The sequence below is a fragment of the Nonomuraea jabiensis genome (assembly GCF_014204795.1).
Lineage (GTDB): Bacteria > Actinomycetota > Actinomycetes > Streptosporangiales > Streptosporangiaceae > Nonomuraea > Nonomuraea jabiensis.
Window position 1 is genome coordinate 12,490,016 of sequence record NZ_JACHMB010000001.1, and the last position, 22,044, is coordinate 12,512,059.

Annotated in this window: 23 protein-coding genes; 8 read left to right on the forward strand and 15 right to left on the reverse strand. The window is 69.8% G+C overall.

Annotated features, from left to right (window positions below):
* Positions 1-34: 34 nt before the first annotated feature.
* The gene (locus tag HD596_RS56905; RefSeq protein WP_185077663.1) at positions 35-1,069 is read right to left on the reverse strand and encodes a WXG100 family type VII secretion target; all 1,035 of its coding nucleotides are present in this window, start codon (positions 1,067-1,069) and stop codon (positions 35-37) included.
* A gap of 545 nt (positions 1,070-1,614) precedes the next feature.
* On the opposite strand from HD596_RS56905, the gene HD596_RS61105 reads away from it, so the two are divergent.
* Positions 1,615-2,064 carry an aggregation-promoting factor C-terminal-like domain-containing protein gene (locus HD596_RS61105; RefSeq protein WP_221520082.1) on the forward strand — a complete coding sequence of 150 codons (450 nt, stop codon included), beginning with the start codon at positions 1,615-1,617 and terminating at the stop codon, positions 2,062-2,064.
* Positions 2,065-2,091: 27 nt separating this feature from the next.
* Here the strand turns inward: HD596_RS61105 and HD596_RS56915 are convergent, their stop codons facing one another.
* Positions 2,092-2,739 (reverse strand): TetR/AcrR family transcriptional regulator, encoded by a 648-nt coding sequence (locus HD596_RS56915; RefSeq protein WP_185077664.1) that lies wholly within the window; start codon positions 2,737-2,739, stop codon positions 2,092-2,094.
* Positions 2,740-2,828: 89 nt separating this feature from the next.
* Here HD596_RS56915 and HD596_RS56920 point away from each other — a divergent pair, with 89 nt between their 5' ends.
* Positions 2,829-3,941, forward strand: coding sequence for a ferritin-like domain-containing protein (locus tag HD596_RS56920; RefSeq protein WP_185077665.1), 1,113 nt, complete (start codon positions 2,829-2,831; stop codon positions 3,939-3,941).
* A 32-nt stretch (positions 3,942-3,973) separates the two neighbouring features.
* Here HD596_RS56920 and HD596_RS56925 read toward each other — a convergent pair whose 3' ends face one another.
* Together HD596_RS56925 and HD596_RS56930 are read right to left on the reverse strand one after the other, a co-directional pair.
* On the reverse strand, positions 3,974-5,311 hold the full coding sequence (locus tag HD596_RS56925) for a sensor histidine kinase (RefSeq protein ID WP_185077666.1): 1,338 nt from the start codon (positions 5,309-5,311) through the stop codon (positions 3,974-3,976).
* A gap of 52 nt (positions 5,312-5,363) precedes the next feature.
* Positions 5,364-5,837 carry a nucleoside deaminase gene (locus HD596_RS56930; RefSeq protein ID WP_185077667.1) on the reverse strand — a complete coding sequence of 158 codons (474 nt, stop codon included), beginning with the start codon at positions 5,835-5,837 and terminating at the stop codon, positions 5,364-5,366.
* 178 nt (positions 5,838-6,015) lie between these two features.
* Here HD596_RS56930 and HD596_RS56935 point away from each other — a divergent pair, with 178 nt between their 5' ends.
* A complete protein-coding gene (locus tag HD596_RS56935) occupies positions 6,016-7,800 on the forward strand; it encodes an ABC transporter ATP-binding protein (protein WP_246555501.1) in 1,785 nt (594 codons plus the stop codon).
* A complete protein-coding gene (locus HD596_RS56940) occupies positions 7,797-9,629 on the forward strand; it encodes an ABC transporter ATP-binding protein (protein ID WP_185077668.1) in 1,833 nt (610 codons plus the stop codon). The genes HD596_RS56935 and HD596_RS56940 overlap by 4 nt, the downstream gene beginning before the upstream one ends.
* 4 nt (positions 9,630-9,633) lie before the next feature.
* On the opposite strand, the gene HD596_RS56945 is transcribed toward HD596_RS56940, so the two are convergent.
* The 5 genes from HD596_RS56945 to HD596_RS56965 form a co-directional block, all read right to left on the reverse strand.
* Complete coding sequence (locus tag HD596_RS56945; RefSeq protein WP_185077669.1) at positions 9,634-10,056, reverse strand: hypothetical protein; 423 nt, start codon at positions 10,054-10,056, stop codon at positions 9,634-9,636.
* 112 nt (positions 10,057-10,168) lie between these two features.
* Complete coding sequence (locus HD596_RS56950) at positions 10,169-10,519, reverse strand: hypothetical protein (RefSeq protein WP_185077670.1); 351 nt, start codon at positions 10,517-10,519, stop codon at positions 10,169-10,171.
* Positions 10,520-10,598: 79 nt separating this feature from the next.
* The gene (locus tag HD596_RS56955; protein WP_185077671.1) at positions 10,599-10,934 is read right to left on the reverse strand and encodes a DUF202 domain-containing protein; all 336 of its coding nucleotides are present in this window, start codon (positions 10,932-10,934) and stop codon (positions 10,599-10,601) included.
* Positions 10,935-10,951: 17 nt separating this feature from the next.
* On the reverse strand, positions 10,952-11,278 hold the full coding sequence (locus HD596_RS56960) for a YidH family protein (protein WP_185077672.1): 327 nt from the start codon (positions 11,276-11,278) through the stop codon (positions 10,952-10,954).
* A gap of 46 nt (positions 11,279-11,324) precedes the next feature.
* Entirely contained in the window at positions 11,325-11,714 is a 390-nt protein-coding gene (locus HD596_RS56965; protein ID WP_185077673.1) for a DUF8711 family protein, read from the reverse strand.
* Between the two features lie 72 nt (positions 11,715-11,786).
* On the opposite strand from HD596_RS56965, the gene HD596_RS64505 reads away from it, so the two are divergent.
* The 4 genes from HD596_RS64505 to HD596_RS56985 all read left to right on the forward strand — a co-directional run bounded on the left by HD596_RS64505 (position 11,787) and on the right by HD596_RS56985 (position 15,199).
* A complete protein-coding gene (locus tag HD596_RS64505) occupies positions 11,787-12,374 on the forward strand; it encodes a helix-turn-helix domain-containing protein (protein WP_185077674.1) in 588 nt (195 codons plus the stop codon).
* Between the two features lie 49 nt (positions 12,375-12,423).
* Positions 12,424-13,602, forward strand: a complete 1,179-nt coding sequence (locus tag HD596_RS56975) for an MFS transporter (RefSeq protein ID WP_185077675.1) — start codon at positions 12,424-12,426, stop codon at positions 13,600-13,602.
* Between the two features lie 96 nt (positions 13,603-13,698).
* Positions 13,699-14,616: a class A beta-lactamase gene (gene bla, locus HD596_RS56980; RefSeq protein ID WP_185077676.1), complete on the forward strand. Its 918-nt coding sequence runs from the start codon at positions 13,699-13,701 to the stop codon at positions 14,614-14,616.
* Positions 14,617-14,836: 220 nt separating this feature from the next.
* Complete coding sequence (locus HD596_RS56985; protein ID WP_185077677.1) at positions 14,837-15,199, forward strand: coiled-coil domain-containing protein; 363 nt, start codon at positions 14,837-14,839, stop codon at positions 15,197-15,199.
* A 60-nt stretch (positions 15,200-15,259) separates the two neighbouring features.
* Here HD596_RS56985 and HD596_RS56990 read toward each other — a convergent pair whose 3' ends face one another.
* The 6 genes from HD596_RS56990 to HD596_RS57015 are packed head-to-tail and all read right to left on the reverse strand — an operon-like array spanning position 15,260 to position 21,928.
* Positions 15,260-16,549: an ABC transporter substrate-binding protein gene (locus tag HD596_RS56990; protein ID WP_185077678.1), complete on the reverse strand. Its 1,290-nt coding sequence runs from the start codon at positions 16,547-16,549 to the stop codon at positions 15,260-15,262.
* 13 nt (positions 16,550-16,562) lie between these two features.
* Entirely contained in the window at positions 16,563-17,663 is a 1,101-nt protein-coding gene (locus tag HD596_RS56995) for a branched-chain amino acid ABC transporter permease (RefSeq protein WP_185077679.1), read from the reverse strand.
* 50 nt (positions 17,664-17,713) lie between these two features.
* Positions 17,714-18,601: a branched-chain amino acid ABC transporter permease gene (locus HD596_RS57000; RefSeq protein WP_185077680.1), complete on the reverse strand. Its 888-nt coding sequence runs from the start codon at positions 18,599-18,601 to the stop codon at positions 17,714-17,716.
* Positions 18,598-20,418 (reverse strand): AMP-dependent synthetase/ligase, encoded by a 1,821-nt coding sequence (locus tag HD596_RS57005; protein WP_221520083.1) that lies wholly within the window; start codon positions 20,416-20,418, stop codon positions 18,598-18,600. Before HD596_RS57005 ends, HD596_RS57000 begins: the two co-directional genes overlap by 4 nt.
* Positions 20,415-21,179, reverse strand: a complete 765-nt coding sequence (locus tag HD596_RS57010) for an ABC transporter ATP-binding protein (RefSeq protein WP_185077681.1) — start codon at positions 21,177-21,179, stop codon at positions 20,415-20,417. The genes HD596_RS57005 and HD596_RS57010 overlap by 4 nt, the downstream gene beginning before the upstream one ends.
* Positions 21,167-21,928, reverse strand: coding sequence for an ABC transporter ATP-binding protein (locus HD596_RS57015; protein ID WP_185077682.1), 762 nt, complete (start codon positions 21,926-21,928; stop codon positions 21,167-21,169). The genes HD596_RS57010 and HD596_RS57015 overlap by 13 nt, the downstream gene beginning before the upstream one ends.
* Between the last annotated feature and the right edge of the window lie 116 nt (positions 21,929-22,044).

The following is a 22,044-nucleotide window of genomic DNA, read 5'->3' on the forward strand; positions in this document are numbered from 1 at the left end:
TCGGCGGCGGCAAGCCGCCGATCCCCCCGGTCGCTCACGAGTGATAGGTGAGCCTGTCCTCCGGGCGGATGAGCCCTGGGAGGTCGATCCGGACGTACTGCGGGAAACGCGCGAGCACTCCTTGCGACAATTGCGTGTCGACTTCTCTCAGGAAATTGCGGGCGGAATTGTCGTCGTCGTCCTGGAACAGGTCGGTGAACCAATTCTCGTCGGTAACCGCGTGATCGAAGCGGGCCTTGGCGGGTGCGATGATGTCATCGGCGCACGTGCGGGCGAGCGTGCTGAGCGAATTGTGCGCGTCGACCAGCGGGCCGAGGGCCTCGTAAATCTGCTTCAGCGCCCCCTGCGCCTTCTCCGCCGCGGCGCCGCCCCACTTGTAACTGACGGAATCCGCGTACGACCGCAGCTTGCCCTTCAATCCGTCCAGGTCGTCGGCGATCGCCTTCGTCACCGTGGAAAAATTGCGCATCCCGTTCTCGTCGCCGGTCATCAGCAGCGCCCTGATCTCCTCCTTGCTGAGGCCGTCGTAGTCGTGGCTGCCCTCGATGCCCTCCCAGTCGGCCGCGAAGCCTCCAGACGGGTAGTAACGGCTGAGCGCGTAGCCCTTCTCCACGTCGCTCCAGCTGCTTCTCGGCGTCGGGGCGTGGGGGCTCACTCCGGTGGTGGGGCTGTGGCCTCGGTTCCAGAACGACTGCCGCGTCAGCCAGCCGTGGTTCTCGGCGATGTCGTAGTTCTGACCGGCGGTGGCGACGCCGCAGGCGGCCGCCAGACACTCGACCACCGCGTCGCTGGCGACACAGAACAGGTCATCCGAGAATCTACGGAAAAGCACAGAAACGTCATTGGCCCGGCCCCAGTCGCCGGCGTTGAAACCCGGTTCACGCCACCAATAGGGGATGTCGACGTCGTTGAGGTCGACCACGATCCTTATGCCGGTCTCCCGCAACGCCGCGCGGTCCACCTCGAAACCGTCTCTGACCATGCCACCGAGTCCGGGCCATTCTTCCACCGGTCTGGGAAGAATGCCGCCGGTCACTCCATCGGTCTCGGGATCGGTTCTCAGGGCCACGCGACATCACCTTCGTTGATTTACTCGACCTGCGGCGGGCGACGCCGTCCAACGCTAGCCAACTCGATGAGAACTCCCGGCTGCGTGCGACCGAACTGACGATGAACGCTGAATGGGAAATGGGGCCTATCAGGTCCCTGCCGCGCGAGTCGCGGGTGTAGCGAGCGGCTCCTGCCAGGGAAGGCCGTTACCCGCAGGTCACGCCCGGCCAAACCCCATAGTTGGTCGCGGTTTGCGGCAAGGTCCGTTCAGCCGGACGGCGGGGCGGGCAAGGCCGGCCCTGCGAGAGGGACTTTTATCCGCAACGCTCGCGCAAACACCTCTCCAGCGCGTGTCGAGATGTACGACCCGCGGTGACCGAACGTAATAGGAATCGTGCTAGAGGACACGTCGCGGCGCCCTTCGGGCCGCCCAGCGGGATCGGGCGGTGCCGGATTCCCGGAGGGCCGCGCGGACCCTCCGCGTCCGAGCCACGGACGCGGATCGGCAGGGGCGCCCGATGCAAAGTGCGCCTGTCCGCACGCGACCCGACAGCAAGGATCGAATTGGACAGCAAACGCGCGCTCGTCACCGTCACCGCCTTCACCGCGTTCACCGCGATCGGGGCGCCCGCGGCCTGGGCCGAGCGCCCGCCCGTGGTGCGCTTCGGGACGTGGACGACGAAGGCACAGCCCAAGGTGGCGGTGGCGACGCCCAACAGGAACAAGAGGATCGCGCTGGGCCAGGTGGTCCAGCGGTCGTGGAACCTGCAGGAGTTCCGCTGCCTGGACAATCTCTGGACCAGGGAGAGCAACTGGAACCATCACGCACTCAACCGCTCGTCCGGCGCGTACGGCATCCCGCAGGCCCTGCCCGCGGGCAAGATGCGCGGCGCCGGCCGCGACTGGAAGTCCAACCCGGAGACGCAGATCCGGTGGGGACTGTCCTACATCAAGGGGAGGTACGGCAGGCCGTGCGGCGCCTGGGGACATTGGAGATCGCACAACTGGTACTAGCCGAAGGCGGGCGAGGGCACCCGGGGCTCACCGGGTGCCCTCCCTGCGCGCCACGTGCACCTCGATGGCCTGGATGAGCAGCTCCAGCCCGAACTCGAACTCCGCCTCGTGATCGCACTCGTCCAGCAGCGGCGCCAGTGAGTGGACCTCGGGGAACAGCGCTGGATCGACGCCCTCGGCCTTGACCAGCCGGTTGTGCACGGGCGCGAACGTGGGCGTCACCCCCACCTCCCGCAGCAGCGAGCCCACGATGTACGCGATGAACATCCGCAGCATCCTGACCGCGTCCGCCCCGTCGAACCCGGCACCGCGCAGCGTGGCCAGCGCCCGCTCGACCGGCAGCAGCCCGGCCGTGGAGTGGAGCTGGCGGCTGACGACCACCATGGTCGAGCGCGGGTGGTCGTGAGCGATCTGGCGGAACGCCCGAGCCTGCATGCGCACCCGCTCGGTCCAGTGCGCGCCAGGGTCGTCGGTGAACTCGATCTCGCTCAGCACCGCCTCGGCCACCCCGTTGAGCAGGGCGTCCTTGTTGGGCACGTGGTTGTAGAGGGACATCACACCGACGCCGAGCTCGGCCGCGATGCGCCGCATGGAGACCGCGTCGGCGCCCTCGCGCTCGATGAGGTCGATGGCCGTGGCGACGATGCGGCCTCGCGACAGGGGCTCCGTAGGCATACCTCATTCTATTGACGTACGTACGGTGTACGTGGAACTCTCGGAAGGCGGACGTACGTACGGTGTACGTAACCCCCCCGGGAGGTTCCATGTCGACCCACGATCTCTACACCATCCCCGCCGAGCTCTCCACGTGGAACGTCGAGATGGCCGGGGCGAGCCGATTCACCTGGGAGTACGACGACGGCCGGGACCGCATGCTGGCCCTGTACCAGAAGGGCAAGGACAAGCAGTGGGACTCGACCAAGCGCATCGACTGGGACCTCGAGGTCGATCCGTACGACGTCCTGGGCATCCCCGACCAGACCATCGCGATCCACGGCACCCCGCTCTGGGAGCGGATGAGCGAGCGGACCCGTAACGAGGTGCGGCGGCACGGCGCGGCGTGGCAGTTCTCCCAGTTCCTGCACGGCGAGCAGGGCGCGATGATCTGCTCGGCCAAGATCGTGGAGTCGGTCCCCGACCTCGACTCGAAGTTCTACGCGGCCACCCAGACGATGGACGAGGCGCGCCACGCCGAGACGTACGCGCGCTTCCTCCAGGAGAAGGTCGGCCTGGCGTACCCGATCAACGAGCACCTCAAGGCCCTGCTCGACAGCACGCTGAGCGACTCCCGCTGGGACATGCCCTATCTCGGCATGCAGGTGCTCATCGAGGGGCTGGCGCTGGCGGCGTTCGGGGTGATGCGCGACATCACGACCAAGCCGCTGCCCAAGCAGATCCTCGCGTACGTGATGCAGGACGAGGCCAGGCACGTGGCCTTCGGCCGGATGGCGCTGCGCGACTACTACCGGAACCTGTCGGAGACCGAGCTGCGCGAGCGCGAGGACTTCGTCATCGAGGGCTGCTACCTCATGCGCGACCGGCTGCGCGGCCGGGAGACCTGGGAGAACCTGGGCCTGTCGAAGGCCGAGGTCGACGAGGCCATGGAGGCCACCGACCACTCCGAGTACCTGCGGCTGTTCAGGTCGCTGCTGTTCAGCCGGATCGTGCCGTGCGTCAAGGACATCGGGCTGTGGAGCCCGCGGCTGCGGCAGGCGTACGCGGACATGGGCGTGCTGGAGATGGCGGGCCAGTCGCTGGACGCCCTGATGCGCCAGGACGAGGACATCGCCGAAAAGCTCGACGCGGAGCGGTTCGCCCAGGAGGAGGCCGAGCGGCACGCCGAGGTGGCGGAGACCGTCGAGCTCGGCAGGTCCTAGAAGCTCGGCAGGTCCTAGAAGCTCGGCAGGTCCTAGAGTCGCGTCGCGTCGGGTGCGGGCGGGCTCTGCGGCAGGCGCAGGATCATCCGGGCGCCGGGGCCGTCCCCGATCTCCAGCGTCCCGCCGTGGGCCTTGGCGATGTCGCGGGCGATCGGCAGCCCCAGACCGGTGCCCCCGGTGTCCCGGGACCGCGTGTGGTCGAGGCGGGTGAACCGCTCGAACACCCGGTCGCGCATCTCCGGCGGGATCCCCGGCCCGTCGTCCAGCACCTCCACCACGGCCTGGTCCGCCCACCCCCGCACGGAGATCCACACCCGGGAGTCCCCGTAGCGGTCGGCGTTGGACAGCAGGTTCGTCAGCAGCCGGGCCAGCCGGAGCCGGTTGCCGCGGACGTAGAGCCCCGGCTCCACGTCCATCGTCAGCGGCAGCCGGCAGGACTGGCGCGAGACCTCCTCCTCGACCAGCTTGCCCAGCTCGATCCGCTCCTGCTCGGGCTGCACCCCCGCGTCCAGCCGGGCCATCAGGAGCAGGTCGTGGACGATGTCCGACAGCCGCTCGGCGTCCTTGATCGCCGCCCGCCACTCGCTCTCGTTCGGGTCCGCGAGCCCCGCCTCCAGCCGTACCAGGAGCCCGGTGATCGGCGTCCGCAGCTCGTGGGAGGCGTCGGAGACGAAGCGCCGGTGCCGGGCCACGGCGTCCTCCAGCCGCTCCAGGGTCGCGTTGACCGTGGCGGCCAGCTCGGCGACCTCGTCCTGCGTGTCGGGCACGTCGACGCGCCGGCTCAGGTCGTGGGCGCTGATGCGGGCCAGCCCCGACCTGATCCGCTCCACGGGGGCCAGCACCCGGCCGACCCCGTACCAGGCGCCCCATCCCATCAGCGCCACCAGCACCGCCCCGAAGGCGGCCAGCACCAGGGGCAGGAACGGCGAGCTCAGCAGGAACGGCTCCCGCAGGGCCGCGTAGGCGACGACGGACCCGTACGCGCTGGCGGGGTTGCTCGTCCCCACGACGACCATGCACCTGCCGGGACACACCCGGGTCTGGACCCGCGAGTCGCCCCCCTCGGGCCAGGCCCGGGTGAGCGCCGGCTGGCCGGCGAGTCCGGCGCTGGCGGCCAGCACGTGGCCGTCGGTGTTCACGATCTGGAGGAGATAGACGCCCTTCAGCGGCGGGATGGGGCCGCTGAACCGGTGCTCGGTGATGCTCGTGGACAGGTGCCGGCTGGCGTCGTCAGCCGTCTGGACGAGGTCCGCCCGCGCCCGCACGGGATAGGTCAGGGAGATCGCCAGAACTCCCAGAAGGACGACGGCCCCGAAGACCACCACCGTCGCGATGGTCATCCGGGCCCTGATCGAGCGGCCGAACACCATGGCCGTACTCTGTCACGGAGAGTACAAATCCCAGGTAAAACGGCATATTTGCTCAGCCGTGGAAACGGCGGTGCAGCTCGTGGACCTCCTCGGCCAGCTCCGGCACCGGACCCTCGACCACCACCCCGGGCGCGACCTCGTTGATCGGGAGCGTGCGTACGGGCGGCTGCGGGACGCCGAGCTCCGACAGCCACGCGGCGAGCTGCTCCGACGACGACACGTACACGATGCGGCCCAGCCCGACCCACGCGTGGGCGGCGGCGCACATCGGGCAGTGCTCGCCGGAGGTGTAGACGGTGGCGGCCGCCCGCTCCTCGGGCGTCAGGTGCGCCGCCGACCAGCGGGCCAGCGCGAACTCCGGGTGCTGGGTGTTGTCGCCGGCGGCCACCCGGTTGTGGTCCTCGGCCAGCACGGTCCCGTCGCCGGAGACCAGCACCGACCCGAACGGCTCGTCGCCCACCTCCAGCGCCCGCGCGGCCAGCTCGACGCAGCGGCGCAGGTGCGGCATCTCCGATTCAGCGATCATGAGTCCCTCATCCTAGACGGCCGCCGAGCAGGGGGAAGAACATACCCCAACAGATCAGAACAAAAGTAACGGTCCGCCGAATGTGCAAGATCTTTCACTGTTTCCGCACGTCACGTACAAGAACCGCACTCTTCGGGCTACTGAAAATCGGTTGAACCCTCGTATTAGCCTAGAAGGGATGCCTCCCGATACGCACATACCTCAACGTCCCCTGCTCTCCTCCAACTCCCTGTGGCGGATGAAGTCCTACCTCCGCCCCTACGTCGTCAGATTGGTGTTCATCTGGCTGGCGGCGATCGTCGGCATCGCGGCCGGCATCGCGCTCCCGCTCATCAGCGAGAAGGTCATCGACGGTCCCGTGGCCCACGGGGACTCCGGCGCGCTGCTCCCCCTCGGGCTGCTCGCGATCGGCGTCGGCGTCGTCGAGGCGCTGCTGATCCTGCTGCGGCGGTGGGCCCAGGTGAAACCGGTGCTCGGCCTGGAGACCGCGATCCGCGACGACCTCTACGAGCACCTGCAGCGGCTGCCCATGGGCTTCCACGGCGACTGGCAGTCCGGCCAGCTGTTATCCCGGGCCACGACCGACCTGTCGACCATCCGGCGCTTCCTCGGCTTCGGCATGCTCTTCCTGGTCATGAACATCCTGCAGCTGATCACCGTGACCGTGCTGCTGCTGAACAAGTACTGGCCGCTCGGGCTGCTGGTGCTGGCCTCGGCCGTGCCGATCGTGTGGCTGTCGCTGCGGTTCGAGAAGCGCTACATCAAGACCTCCCGCCAGGTGCAGGACGAGCAGGGCGACCTCGCCACGCTCGTCGAGGAGTCCGCCCTCGGCATCCGCACGATCAAGGCCTTCGGCCGCCGCCACTACGTCTTCGACCGCTACGACGAGGGCGCGCTCAAGGTCTACGGCACCTCCATGGACAAGGCCCGGCTGCTGGCCAAGTTCTTCGCCTTCCTCGAGATCATCCCCAACATCACGCTGGCCCTGGTGCTGCTGCTGGGCGCGCTGGCCGTCGGCACGGGCGCGCTGACGCTGGGCGCGCTGGTCGCGTTCACCACGCTGATGCTCCAGCTCGTCTGGCCGATCGCGAGCCTGGGCTACATCCTCGCCATGGCCCAGGAGGCCATGACCTCCGCCGACCGCGTCATGGAGGTCATGGACACCGTGCCCGCCATCGAGGGCGGCACGCGGACCATCGACACGCCCCGCGGCCACCTGCGCTTCGAGGGCGTCGGGTTCCGCTTCCACGACTCCGAGGAGCCGGTGCTGCACGACGTCTGGCTGGACGTGCGCCCCGGCGAGACGGTGGCCGTCGTGGGCGCGACCGGCTCCGGCAAGACCACGCTGACCGCCCTGGTGCCGCGGCTGATCGACCCCACCGAGGGCCGCGTCACCATCGACGGGTACGACGTGCGCGACCTGGAGCTGACCAGCCTGCGCTCGGTGGTGGCCACGGCGTTCGAGGAGCCGACGCTGTTCTCGATGAGCGTGCGGGAGAACCTCACGCTCGGCCGGCTCGACGCCACCGAGGAGGAGCTGGCCGAGGCCATCCGGACCGCGCAGGCCATGTTCGTGTACGACCTGCCGTGGGGCCTGGACACCCGCATCGGCGAGCAGGGCCTGTCCCTGTCCGGCGGCCAGCGGCAGCGCCTGGCCCTGGCGCGGGCCGTGCTGAGCAAGCCGCGCATCCTCGTGCTCGACGACACCCTGTCCGCGCTCGACGTGGAGACCGAGGCGCTCGTGGAGGAGGCGCTGCGGCACGTGCTGCGTGACGCGACCGGCATCGTGGTCGCCCACCGCGCCTCGACCGTGCTGCTGGCCGACAAGGTGGCGCTGCTGCGGGGCGGCACGATCACGCACGTCGGGCAGCACCACGAGCTGCTGGCCGACGTGCCCGAATACCGCGAGCTGCTGGCCCAGGACGCCGACTTCGACGACGCCGCGGAAGGAGCCCTGCGATGACCACGACCACCACGACGTCCTGGCGGGGCGTGGCCTCCGAGGACCAGGACGAGCTGCCGGAGAAGGTCTCCGTCCTGCTCCGGGATCGCTCCCGGCGGCTGCTCGGCGCCCTGCTGAAGCCGTACCGGAAGAAGATCGGGCTGCTCGTCGCGATCATCGTCGTCTCCAACGCGGCCGGGCTCTCCATCCCCTTCCTGGTCTCCATCGGGATCGACGAGGGCATCCCGCCGATCACGCGCGGGGACGGCGCCGCCGTCCTGCTGACCGTGGTCGGGGTGATCCTGGCCGCGGCGATCACGCAGGCGCTCACGCGCCGCGCGTTCCTGATCCTGTCCGGCCGGATCGGCCAGGGCACCCTCCTCGAACTGCGCAGGCGGGTGTTCGACCACTTCCAGCGCCTGTCGCTGAGCTTCCACGAGCAGTACACCTCGGGGCGGGTCATCTCCCGGCTGACCTCGGACATCGAGGCCATCGCCGAGCTGCTCCAGTCGGGGTTCGACGCGCTGGTCAAGGCCGTGCTGACCATGGCGGGCACGGCCGTGCTGCTGCTGGTGCTGGACCTGCACCTGGGCCTGCTGGCGCTCGTCCCGCTGCCGTTCCTGCTGCTGTTCACGCGGTGGTTCCGGCGGCAGTCGGCGATCGTCTACCGCCGTACGCGGGAGACGGTGGCGCTGGTGATCGTGCACTTCGTGGAGTCGATGACCGGCATCCGCGCGGTGCAGGCCTTCCGCAGGGAGCCGCGCAACCAGGAGATCTTCGAGCAGCTCAACGACGACTACCGGGGCGCGAACGCGCGCAGCATGCAGCTCGGCGCGACGTTCATGACCGGGATCAAGCTGATCGGCAACCTGACGATCGGCGGCGTGCTGCTGTACGGCGGCTGGCTGGCGGTGGAGGGCGAGGTCAAGGTCGGCGTGCTGGCCGCCTTCCTGCTCTACCTGCGCCAGTTCTACGAGCCGATGCAGGAGGTCAGCCAGTTCTACAACACCCTGCAGTCGGCCGGCGCGGCACTGGAGAAGCTGTCGGGCGTGCTGGAGGAGGAGCCCTCCGTGCCCGAGCCGCGCGAGCCGGCCAGGCTGCCGGACGGCAGGGCGCGCGGCAAGGTGCGCTTCGAGGGCGTCAGGTTCGCCTACGTCGAGGAGATGCCGATCCTGCCCCGGCTCGACCTGACGGTTCCGGCCGGGCAGACCGTGGCGCTGGTCGGGGCGACGGGCGCGGGCAAGACGACGCTGGCCAAGCTGATCTCCCGCTTCTACGACCCCACCGACGGCCGCGTGCTGCTCGACGGCGTCGACCTGCGCACGCTGGACGAGCCGGCACTGCGCCAGGCCGTGGTCATGGTGACGCAGGAGAACTTCCTGTTCAGCGGTACGGTCGCCGACAACATCAGGTTCGGCCGGCCCGACGCCACCGACCGGGAGGTGCGCGAGGCGGCCAAGGCCATCGGGGCGCACGAGTTCGTCTCGAGCCTCCCCGACGGCTACGACACCGAGGTGGGCAAGCGCGGCGGCCGGATGTCGGCCGGGCAGCGCCAGCTCGTCGCCTTCGCCAGGGCGTTCCTGGCCGATCCCGCCGTGCTGATCCTCGACGAGGCCACCTCCAGCCTCGACGTGCCGAGCGAGCGGCTGGTGCAGCGCGCGCTGCGCACGATCCTGGCCGACCGGACGGCGCTGATCATCGCCCACCGGCTCTCGACGGTGGAGATCGCCGACCGGGTGCTGGTGATGGACCGCGGCGAGATCGTCGAGGACGGTCCGCCGGACCGGCTCATCGCGGCCTCGGGCCGGTACGCCGGGCTGCACCAGGCGTGGCTGGAGAGCCTCAGCTAGCTCCCTAGTGGTGGTGTGCCAGGGCCACGGCGTTCGCGTACAGCTCGTACCCGACGAACAGCGCCAGCGGCACGCCGAGAGCGATCAGCAGCCTGCCGGGCAGGTGGGTCCGCGGCGCGGACACCCTGCCCGGCTCCGGCGTCGCCGCGGCGAGGACCGGCTCGGGCTCCGGATCGGGGGCCGGCACGAGTTCGGGATGCCGCGCCAGATATCCCCTCGGGAACGAGGTCACGTGGTACGCGCCGCAGTGCGGGCAGCAGGTGCCCGACCAGGGCGGCGGCACGGTCACTCCCGCGCTGAGCCAGAGATCCACCTCGTTGCCGTGCACGTCTGTGAGATGCCTGACGACGAAGTTCTCTTCCCAGACGTGTAAGCAGCGGAGGCATTCGAAAGGCCACGTCTCGCGGGTGTCGAATCCTTCGGTCACAGGGACCACCCCCCGGGCTTTTGATCGCCGTCGCCCCTGAGTGTCCGCTTGACTTCGCGCTTCCGCAAGACGGGCCTTGTGCCACTTAAAGCTACGAAATGCTCACCATGTGTCAGGTTAGTCGTTCATGGCGTGGTCGGGGTTGTCCCCTGCCTGAGACGACGCGTTCGGCGGCATCGAGATAATGCGGGCTCGGGACCGGGCTGAGCAGCGGAGTCGCGTCCGGCACGGGGGGCTCCGCGGGCGGGATCAGCTCCGGATGTCGGGACAGGTAGCCGTCGGGGAAGGTCGTGGCCTGCTGACAGCCGCACCTCGGGCACATGACGGCCCCCGGTGACGGCGGCAGCACGGGGAGCCCGGCGCGCAGCCAGATCTCCCGCTCGTTTCCGTGACGGTCGTCGATGCGCCTGACGAGGTACTCCTCTTCCCAGACGTGCCAGCAACGGCGGCACTCGAAAGGCACGATCCTGTGTACTTCTTCCAACGAGGTCACCCCCTCACCTCCGAGTGTGTGCCTCCTTCTCCGGATCTGGCAACCGCGCTTACCGAATCGCCAGAACAAAGGTGATGGCGCCGGCCACCACGCACATGGTGCCGAGCCAGGCGAACAGGACGTCGAGCCCCGGGCTCAGCGGCTTGCCGCCGTGCAGGGCCTCCTGCACGCGGCGGAACCGCGCCCCGGTCCTGATCAGCAGCACGGCGCCGCAGAGCGCGGCCAGCGCGAACACCACCATCGCGAGGACCGGCAGGCCGTGCCTGAGCGACAGCCCAGCCGCGCCGAGCCCTCCGGCGGCCAGCGCCACGGCCGTGCGCACCCAGGCCAGCCGGGTGCGCTCGCTCTGCAGGCCCGCGTCCCAGATCTCCCTCTCCGGGGTCACCTCGTCCGGCCCCGGGCTCAGGCCGCCAGGATGATCAGCACGAGGGCGATCACCGCCACGGCCGCCACGCCGTACCCGAAGACCGCCGCGAGCGCGGGCGGCGGCAGCGGCGCCTGCTGGCGCAGGGCGCGCTGGATGTTGCGCCAGCGCGGATACGCCATCCCCGCCGCGAGCGCGGACAGCGTCACCAGCACCACGGCCAGCGCGGTACGGATCCACGGCACGAACACGTGCTCAGGCACCGCCGCCATCGCCACCCCACCCGCGCTGAGCGCCAGCGCCGTGCTCAGCCAGGTGAGGAAGGTTCGTTCATTGGCCAAGGTGAAACGCGGGTCGGGTTCCATGGGAAAAACGGTAATTCGTCCCCATTTCCCCTAGAGAAGTTGGGATTCAGCCAGTACAGGCCTTGGCCACCTTCTCGGCGTAGGCCGCGCTCTCGGTGAGGACCTTCTGGCTGGCGTCCACGGCGTCGTTGACGGTGGTGACGTTGATGCCGCTCAGCGTCTTGGCCAGGTCGTCGGAGGCTTCCTTGATCGTGGTGTTGGCGGCCTTGTCGGCCACGTCGTTGAGCTTGGTCGCGGCGTCGTCGAGGGCCTTGTCCATGGCCTTGGGATCGTCGGCGAGCGTCTTGAGCTGGGCACCCAGGTCGGCGACGATCTTCGGGGCTTCGAGGCACGCTTGAGCCTTGTCGATGGTGCTGTTGACCTCACCGCATCCCGCGGCGAAGACACAGACGGCGAAGGCGGCCAGGGGCACGAATCGGCTCTTGAGGAGTCGCATGCTTCGACCCTACCCAACGTATTCCAAAGGTTTCCTTGACATCTCCGGCGACGGCCGCCCAAGATTCCAAGCATGTCTTTGGAATCCTCGCGGCGGCGGCTCAGCGAGCCGGCCGCGATGCGGGCCTTCGCGCACCCGGTGCGGCTGGCGCTGCACGAGCTGCTGCTGAGGGCGGGCGCGACGACCGCCGCCGACGCCGCGCGGGAGGTGGGCATCAGCCAGGCGCTGGCCTCGTACCATCTGCGACAGCTGGCCAAGTACGGCTTCGTGGAGCAGGCGGCGGCGCGCGACGAGCGCGAGCGGCCGTGGAAGGCGACCGAGGCCGTCCAGGAGTGGGACGACGAGGCGGCCGGGCCGGAGCAGGCGGCCGCCCGGAGCCTGCTGGAGCAGGTGATCGCCGAGCGCGCGCTGTCCCGCCTGGCCGAGTGGCAGCAGCACCGCGAGGACGAGCCCAAGGCGTGGCGGGGGGTGGGGGGCGTGGGGAACCTGTACCTCTACGCCACGGCGGAGGAGGTGACGGCGCTGGGCACGGCGGTGGCGAAGCTGCTCGGACCGCTGATGGCCCGCGTCGACGACCCCACCGCCCGCCCCGCCGGCGCCCGGCCCGTGCTGGTGACGCAACTGGTCGTCCCGTTGCCACCCACGGGCTCCGGTGACTGACCCCCGGCCTGCTGATGGGGTCGACGCGTTAGGCGACGGGATCCGCGCGTTGCTGGGCGGTAACCGGGACTACCGGCGCCTGCTCCTGGCCGGGCTGATCTCGCAGACCGGCGACTGGGTGATCAGCACCGGGCTGGCGTTCCACGTCTACCGCCTCACCGGCTCCACGCTGTCCACCGCGATCATGCTGCTGGTCTCGCGGCTGCCCGACGTCCTGCTCGGGTCCGTGGCCGGGGTGCTGGCCGACCGGTGGGATCGCCGCCGGGTGCTGGTCACCACGGACATGCTGCTCGCGCTCGGCCTGCTGCCGCTGCTGGCCGTACGCGGGCCGGACCAGGTGTGGATCGTGTACGCCGTAGCGCTCTGGACCGGCGTTCTGAGCACCGTGCTCGCTCCCGCGCAGAAGGCCCTCGTGCCGCAGATCGTGGCGGAGTCACAGCTCGTACGGGCCAACGCCCTGCAGGGCCAGACCGGCCAGGTCGCCCGCCTGCTGGGCGCGATGCTGGGCGGGCTCGCCGTCGGCGCCGGAGGGCTCGCCGCGGTCATGCTGATCGACGTGGCCAGTTTCCTGGCCTCCGCCGCCCTGCAGGCCACCCTCCGGCCGCCCGGACGCCCGGCGAGGACGGCGACGATGGGCGGGCAGTGGGTCGCCGGGCTCCGCCTGGCCGTGGGGGACGCGGACGTCCGCCTGCTGGTGGCGTACATGATGATCACGGGGCTGGGCGAGGGGATCTTCGCCACGCTCGCCGCGCCCTTCGTGAGCGACGTGCTCGGCGGCGCGGGCGACGCCTTCGGGCTGTTCCTGTCGGTGCAGGCGGTCGGCGGGATCCTGGGCGGAATCGTCGTGGCGCTCCGTCCGGGGCGCGCCGCCCCGCGCGTGTTGCTGGGCGGGGCGACGGTCGTCTTCGGGCTGGTGGACCTGGCGCTGTTCACCTACCCGCTGGCCACGCCCGCGCTGTGGCCGGCGCTGGTGCTGATCGGGCTGGCGGGGGTGCCCGCGGCGGCGGCGACGGCGGGGCTCACCACGCTGGCCCAGAGGGCCGTCGGCGACGACCGGCGGGGAGGCGTGTTCGGCGTCCTGGGCAGCGCCCACGCGGCCACCGCGCTGGGCGGCATGGCGCTGGCGGGGGTGCTCGGCGGGGCGGCCGGGATCGTACCCGCGCTGTGCGTGCACGCGGCCGGGCTGATCGTCGCCGGGGTCATGGTTCTGACCTGCGCTCATGCGTGATTCGATATCGAATTCTTCGTGATATCGCTATTAGACATGTGGTGATCGCATCTGCTTTGCTCCTTGCCCATTGACGGACGACCGTAAGGACAAACCATGCGAAACCGCCGCTTCACGGCAGTTGCCACGTTGACCATCTCCTTCCTGGCGGGCGGCGCCCTCCCGGCGGGCGCGGCCTCGGCCACGAGCTCCGTGCAGGCGCTCTCGGGCGAGGCCCAGGCACGCAAGGAGCTGCGGGCGCTGGAGGCGTCGTTCAAGGGGCGCATCGGCGCGTACGCCATCGACACCGCCACCGGCAGAACGATCGGCTACCGGTCGAACGAGCGGTTCCCGCTGCTGTCCACGTTCAAGGCGATGGCCTGCGCGGCCGTGCTGCACAAGGCGCGCACCTCCGACCCCGGGCTGATGGAGAAGGTCGTGCGCTGGACCGCCGACGACCTCAAGCCGAACTCCCCCACCACCGAGAAGCATGTGGAGGACGGGCTGACCGTCAACCAGCTGTGCGAGGCGACCATCACCCTGAGCGACAACACCGCGGGCAACATGGTGCTCAAGCAGATCGGCGGGCCGGCCGGGCTGACGCGGTACTTCCGCACGCTCAAGGACCCGATCTCCCGCCTGGACCGCTGGGAGACCGAGCTGAACGACTGGACGCCCAAGGAGAAGCGCGACACCACGACGCCCGCGTCCATCGCCCGCGACCTGCGCGCGGTCACGACCGGGAACGCGCTCACCGCCAAGGACCGGGAGCAGCTCAACGCCTGGATGATCGCGACCAAGACGGGCGACGCCCGAATCCGCGCCGGCCTGCCGAAGACCTGGACGATCGGGGACAAGACCGGCACGAACGGGGCTTTCGGCGGGGGGAACGATATCGCGGTCATCTGGCCCAAGAAGGGCGTGTCTCCCATCATCATGGCCATCTACACCAACCGCGCCGCGGGCGAATCCGGCGACGACACGGCCATCGCCCGCACGGCCACCATCCTGGCCCGCGGGCTGGGCAAGCTCTGACTCGATTCCCCATTCACACCCGCGCGCAACCCGAAAACAATTCTTTCAAATTCGAGAGGATAATTCCGGACTTAAGGTGCTACCTGCCCGCTGACCAGGGGAATCTTCATTCGATTCCGCTTGTGATCCCCGATTGAAGGGGTATCCTCTTGGCAAAGACAGCGGGACCGGAGATCCCTAACATCCCCGGTCCCTTACCCCCAAGGTAAGGGAGATCAACATGAGCTTCAAGGAACTCTGCTGCAACCTCGGCACCGAGTTGGACAACGAGTTCATCCGGCTCCGGGCGGACCAGGCGGAGCTCGGGCAGCAGCTCACCGAGCGGATCAACGGCGTGGCCAACCACGTCAAGACCCTCGACGCCAAGGTCACCTCTCTGGACGCCAAGGTCACCGTCCTCGACGAGCGGGTCACGGCACTCGACGCCAAGATCGACACGAAGTTCGAGGAGATCGACGCCAGGTTCGAGACCATGGACGCCAGGTTCGAGACCATGGACGGCAAGATCAACAATCTGCAGGGTAACCAGAACGAGATGATGAACATCCTCATCGACATCCAGCGCAAGGTCAGCGCCAACTAGCGCCTGACCGACCGTGAAAGGGCGGACTCGTGGAACACACGAGTCCGCCCTTCGCGTTCGCTAGAGCTTGTCGTAGCAAGGTCCGTCGAACGTGTACCCCTGCGCCGTCGGCCCCGTGAAGAAGTCCTTGACGATCGTCACGCCCGTCGGCGCCTGCTCGTCGACCTTGTTGATCAGCGTCTGCCTGAACACCGCGGTGTTCGCCGCGTCCGCGTAGTTGCCCGCCTCCGGCGGCAGCATGCCCTCGTAGTCCACCGTCCTCAGCGTCTTGACGGCCGCCAGCAGCCCCTTGCGGCTCACGTCCCCGGCGGCCACCATCGCGTCCAGGGCCGCCTTCATCGGGTACGCCCAGGCCCATCCCGAGGTGTACCCGTCGTTGGGCGTCACGCCGGGCAGCGCGTCGCGCATCGCTCGGTGGCCCGGGGTGTCGGCGCCCCACGGCTTGCCCGGCGCCGACTGCTCGTACAGGGCCTTGAGGGCGGGGGCGGCGGGGGACTTGAGCAGGGCCGGGTTCCAGGTGGGGCCGGTGCCGATGAAGCGGCCCTTGTAGCCGGCCGCGGCCGCCTGGCCGATGATGGTGGCGGCGTCGGCCGGGCCGGTGGTGAGGATGACCAGGTCGGGCCTGTTCTTGGTGATCTCGGTGATGGCCCGGCCCTGCTCGGTGGCGCCCGAGGGGGTCTCGACGCTGGTGAACTTCAGGCCGTTGCGCTCGGCGGCGATCTTGGCGCCGGCGGCGGCGTCCGCGCCGTAGTCGCCCGCCAGGTGGACGGCCATGACCGACTTCGGCTTGTACGCGTCCATCGCGTAGTCCACCGAGTTCATGGCCTCGACGCAGTAGTTCGAGCCGCTCTCGATCATGACGTCCTCGAACTCCCAGGCCGAGGTCCACGAGGCGGGGGCGGCGACGATGCTGCCGGCCTTGAGGTCGCCGATGATGGCGGCGGTCGTGGGCGAGCCGAGCGTCTGGGCCAGCGCGAGCACGTGGTCCTTGATCTCGTTGTAGACCTGGCGGTGCACCTCCGGGTTGTACTTGTTGTCCCGTACGTACGTGGTGACGTCGACCTCGTACTTGCCGCCGATGCCGCCCGCCTTGTTGACGCGGGCCCAGAACGCCTTCTGGGCGTCGGTGATCGGCACGGCCAGCGCGGCGAAGGGCCCGGAGGTCAGGTCGGAGATCGTGCCGAGGTAGATGCAGCCCTTCTTGGTGTCGACCGCGGTGGGACAGGGTGCGGTGGTGACACCTGGAGCCTGGGCGCCGCCCTTGCTGCCCTCGTCGTCCCCCCGGAAGACGCCGCACGCGGACAGAAGGGCCACTATGGCGATAAATCCCGCTGCATAGCGACTCTTCATGAGAAATCACCTTCTAGTAGGAGAAAGGCCAGGACTTCCAGTAGTTGCGGACCCGAATCCACAGGCCGAACAGGCCCCGCGGCTCGAAGATCAGGAACACCACGATGAGCAGCCCGTACAGCACGGTCTCGACCTGGAACACGTTCGGCGTCCGCGTGGTGTCCGCGCTCACGAACGGCACCAGCGCCGGCAGCGACCTGGTCAGCGGCTGCAGCAGCGAGATGAACAGCGCCCCCGCGATCGACCCCGACACGGTGGCCACGCCGCCGATCAGTACCATCGCGATGAACTGCACCGACAGCAGCAGGCTGAACGACCCGGGCTCGACGTAGCCGGAGATCGTGTAGAGCAGACCCCCGGCGCAGCCCGCGTAGAACGACGAGACGCCGAACGCCAGGACCTTGTAGCGGGTGAGCGGCACCCCGATGACCTCGGCCGCGATGTCCCGGTCCCGGATGGCGGCGAAGGCGCGGCCGACGCGCGAGCGGGCCAGGTTGCGGGCCGCCAGGGCGAAGACGACGAGCAGCGCCAGCATGAGCACGTACAGGGACTGCTCCTTGGTGCCGAGCGGCCCGTCCTGGTCGAGGCGCACGCCGAAGAGCTGCGGGACCGCCGCCTCGCGCCCGACCCCGGGCCCGCCGGTGAGGTCCTGCCACTCCTTGAAGACGTGCTCGCCGAGGAAGACCAGCCCGAGCGTGACCACGGCCAGATAGAGGCCGCGCAGGCGGGTGGCCAGGGGCGCGACCAGCACCCCGGCCACCGCGGCGGCGAGTCCGGCCGCGGGCAGCCAGATCCAGATCTCCGCGAGGCCGAAGCCGATGCGCTCGCCGTCCACGGGCCCGGACAGGGCGGCGGCGGTGTAGGCGCCGATGGCGACGAAGAACGCGTGGCCGAGCGAGACCTGCCCGGCGTAGCCGGTGACGATGTTGAGGCCGATGGCGCCGATCGCCAGCGCGTACGCGCCCGCCAGCACCTCCAGCGACCGGTCCTGCAGCAGCACCGCCAGCCCGAACGCCAGCAGCACCAGCAGCCCCGTCCACACCCGCTTCGCCGGGGTGTCGAGCAGCGCCATGTCCTGGGCGTAGGAGGTGTAGAGCAGCGGCCGCCCGCGCATCCGGCGAGACCGTCCGGTCGGTATGTCAGGGGCGGCGGAGCGCGTGCCGGTCATACCCGCTCGACCTCCCGGGTCCCGAACAAGCCGTACGGCCTGACCAGCAGGACGATCAACATCACGATGTACGGCGAGACGACCGCCACGTTCTGCCCCAGCCAGGGCGCGAACTCCCCCTGGTACGACTGGAACAGCGACTCCACGACCCCCACCACCAGCCCGCCGACGACCGCGCCGCCGAGCGAGTCGAGCCCGCCCACGATGATCGCCGGCAGCGCCTTCAACGCGACCACCCAGGTCAGCTGTTCGATCCCCTGCCCGGTCCCGACGAACATGCCGGCCACCGCCGCCAGGAACCCGGCCAGCGCCCACGACAGCGCGAACACGGCGCCCACGGAGATCCCCTGCGCCAGGGCGGTCTCCTGGTCGAACGCCGCCGCCCGCATCGCCAGCCCGTACCTGGTGTAGCGGAAGAACGCGAACAGCAGCGCCACCAGCACCGCCGTGACCAGGAGCATGGCCAGCCAGCGCCGCTGCACGACCAGCGGCCCGAGCGACACCTGCGTGAACCCCCACGGGTCCCCGACCTGCCGCACGTCCCGGCCGATGAAGCCGTTCACCACCACCCGCACGACCACGTCGACGCCGAGCGTGATGATCGCCACGACGAACACCGGCCGCCCCACCATGGGCCTGATCGCGACCCGCTCGATGCCGAGCGCCACCAGGGCGATGAGCAGGGCCGACAGCAGGACGGCGGCGTAGAAGCCGGTCACCTCGGCCAGGTAGCTCACCGCGACGGCCCCGGCCAGCATCAGCGCGGGTTGCGCGAAGCTGATCACCCGCGTGGCCTTGTAGATGATCACGAACCCGAGCGCGAGCAGCGCGTACACCGAGCCGTTCCCCAGGCCCCTGATCACGGTCTCGAGCAGCCCCTTCACCGGGCGTACATCCCTTCCACCAGGTCCTCGAAGAGCTCGGCGACGGCGGCGCGCCTGACCTTCTGGGTGGCGGTCAGCTCGCCGTCCTCGTGGTCGAGCTCCTTGGGCAGGAACGCGAACCGCCGCACCTGCTCGACCGGGGCGAAGCGGGCGTTCACCTCGTCCACGATCCCCCGGACCAGCTCCCGCGTCTCCGGCTTCTCCGACAGATCCCGATAGGTCGTGTACGGCAGGCCGCGCCGCCGCGCCCACTCCCCCACCGTGTCCGGCTCGATCCCGATGAGCGCCACCAGGTAGGGCCGCCGGTCCCCGATCACGATCGCCTCCTTCAGGTACGGCGACGCCTTCAGCGCGTTCTCGATCTCGCTGGGCGCGACGTTCTTGCCGCCGGCCGTGATGATGATGTCCTTCATCCTGTCGGTGATCCGCACGTGCGTGCCCTCGACGAACTCGCCCACGTCCCCGGTGTGCAGCCACCCGTCCTCGTCCAGCACGTCGGCCGTGGCCCGCGGGTTGCGCCAGTACCCGGCGAAGTTTCCCGGATGCCGGGTCATGATCTCGCCGGTGGCCTCGTCGATCTTCAGCTCGATGCCGGGGTGCGGCTCGCCGACCGTGCCCAGGCGCACCCTGCCGGGCCGGTTGGCGGTGGCGATGGCGGTGTTCTCGCTCATCCCGTACACCTCGTGCATGGGGATGCCGATCCCCATGTAGAACTTGAGCACGCCGGGCGCGATCGGCGCGGCCCCCGAGGCCGCGTACCTGACCCGCCGCATCCCGAGCCGCTCGCGCAGCGAGCGGTAGCAGAACACCCAGCCCAGTCCGTACGCCAGCCGCGTCCCGAACGTGTGCCGGCCGCCCGTGCGCACCAGCACGTCGCCGATCCGCTCGGCCACCCGCAGCCAGAACCGGGCCACCGCCCGCTTGACCGGCGAGGCCGACTCCAGCCGGATGTCGACCTGCGCCAGGACCTTCTCCCAGATCCGCGGCACCCCGAACAGGATCGTCGGCTGCACCTCCCGCAGGTTGGCCGGCACGGTGTCGATGGACTCGGCGAAGTTCACCTGCACGCCGGCGGCCGAGTTGAACCACACGGTGAACGCCCGCTCGGCCACGTGGCACAGCGGCAGGTACGACAGCACCAGGTCGCGTTCGGAGGGCGGCGGGGAGGTGAAGCCGCCGCCCAGGACGAGCGTGCTGACGGCGAACTCCACGTTCCCGATCGTGAGCATGACGCCCTTGGGCGGGCCCGTGGTGCCCGAGGTGTAGATGAGCGTCATCACGTCGCCGGGCTCGGCCTCGGCCATGCGGCGCGCCACGGCGTCAGGGTGCCCGGCGCGGTGCCCGGCCCCGAGGGCGAGCAGTTCGGGCCAGGACATCAGGACGTCGTCGTCGTAGCGGCCGCGGATGCCGCGCGGTTCCAGGTAGACGATGCGCCGCAGTTCGGGGCACTCGCCGAGGACCTTGAGGGCCTTGTCCACCTGCTCCTGGTCCTCGGCGATGAGGATCTTCGCGCCGGAGTCCGCGAGGAGGTAGGCGACCTCGGCGGGCGGGTTCGTGGGGTAGAGGCCGACGGTGATGCCCCTGACGGCGACCGTGCCGAGGTCGCCGTAGAGCCATTCGGGGCGGTTCTCGGAGTGGATGGCGACGCGGTCGCCGGGCTCGACGCCGAGGGCGAGCAGGGCGTGGGCGACGAGCTCCACCTGCGTCCAGTACGCGGCCCAGGTGACCTCCCGCCAGATGCCCAGGTCCTTGTGCCGCATGGCGACCGCGCCGGGCGTGCCGCGGGCACGGTCGCGCACCCTGGTGACGATGCTCACGCGGCCCCTCCCAGGTATGCCTCGATGACCTTGGGGTCCCGCTGGACCTCGGCGGGGGTGCCGAGGGCGACCGGGCGGCCGAAGTCGAGCACGAGCACCCGGTCGGCCAGGTCCATCACCAGCGCCATGTCGTGGTCCACAAGGACGACCGGGATGCCCAGCTCGTCCCGGATGTCCAGCACGAACCTGGCCATGTCCTCGGTCTCCTCCAGGTTCATGCCGGCCACCGGCTCGTCCAGCAGGAGCAGCCGGGGCTCCATGGCCAGCGCCCGGCCCAGCTCGACCCGCTTCTGGATCCCGTACGGCAGCAGCCGCACGGGGTGGCGCCGCCAGGCCGCGAGTTCGAGGAAGTCGATGATGTCCTCGACCCGGGCGCGGGCGGCCAGCTCCGCGCGCCTGGCCCGCCCGTACCAGAGCAGCGCGGCCAGGGCGCCGTAGCGGAAGTGGTGGTGGCGGCCGAGCATGAGGTTGTCCAGGACGGTCAGGTTGTGGAACAGCTCGACGTTCTGGAACGTCCTGGCCAGGCCCATGGCGGCGATCTCGTGCGGCCGCTTCGGCAGCAGGTCCTCGCCCAGGAACGTGACCCGGCCGCGCTGGGGCCGGTAGACCCCCGAGAGCACGTTGAAGATCGAGGTCTTGCCCGCGCCGTTCGGCCCGATGATCGCCAGCAGCTCCGCCTGCCGGACCTCGAACGAGACGCCGTCGACGGCCTTGACGCCGGCGAAGCTCAGGTGCACGTCCTCGAACGTCAGGAGAGCCATCGTTTCCTCCGCTTGTAGTGCTTGACCTCGCGGAAGGACCTGACGGCCCCCAGGTAGAACTCCTTGATGTCCTCGTCGGCGAGAAGTTCGCCGGACGGCTTGTCCATCACGACCTTGCCGGTCTCCATGACGTAGCCGTGGGAGGCGATGGACAGGGCCATCGTGGCGTTCTGCTCGACCAGCAGGACCGTGGTGCCCTGGCGGTTGATCTCGACGATGAGGTCGCGCACCTGGGCGACCAGCGACGGCGCCAGGCCGAGGCTGGGCTCGTCCAGCAGCAGGTACTTCGGCCCGGCCATGAGGGCGCGGCCGACGGCCAGCAGCTGCTGCTCGCCGCCCGACAGGTAGCCGGACACGCTCCTGCGCCGCTCCCGCAGCACCGGGAACAGGCCGTAGACGCGATCCAGGTGGGACTCGGCCGCCGTGTGGCCGCCGACCTTGAGGTTCTCCTCGACGGTCAGCTCGGCGAGGATGCGGCGGCCCTCCATCACCTGGCTGATCCCGCGTCGCACGATCTGGGCGGGTCTGAGGTGGTGGATGGGCTCGCCCTCCAGCGTCACGCTCCCCTTGGTGATCTTGCCGTCGTGCACGTCGAGGAGCCCGGACACGGCACGGAGCAAGGTCGTCTTGCCCGCGCCGTTCGCGCCGAGCAGCGCCACGATCGCCCCGGGCGGGACGCTGAGGCTCACGCCGCGCAGCACGAGCATCACGTCGTCGTAGACGACTTCGAGGTTGCGCACCTCCAGCACGCCCGGCTCCTCGGGATGGTGTGGCCTATGTCACTCCCCGATGAGCACAATGTCCACGCTTGCCCGGCGGCCGACAAGAGGGGCGGGCGAAATTTGATCGTGCCGGTGGTCCTAGG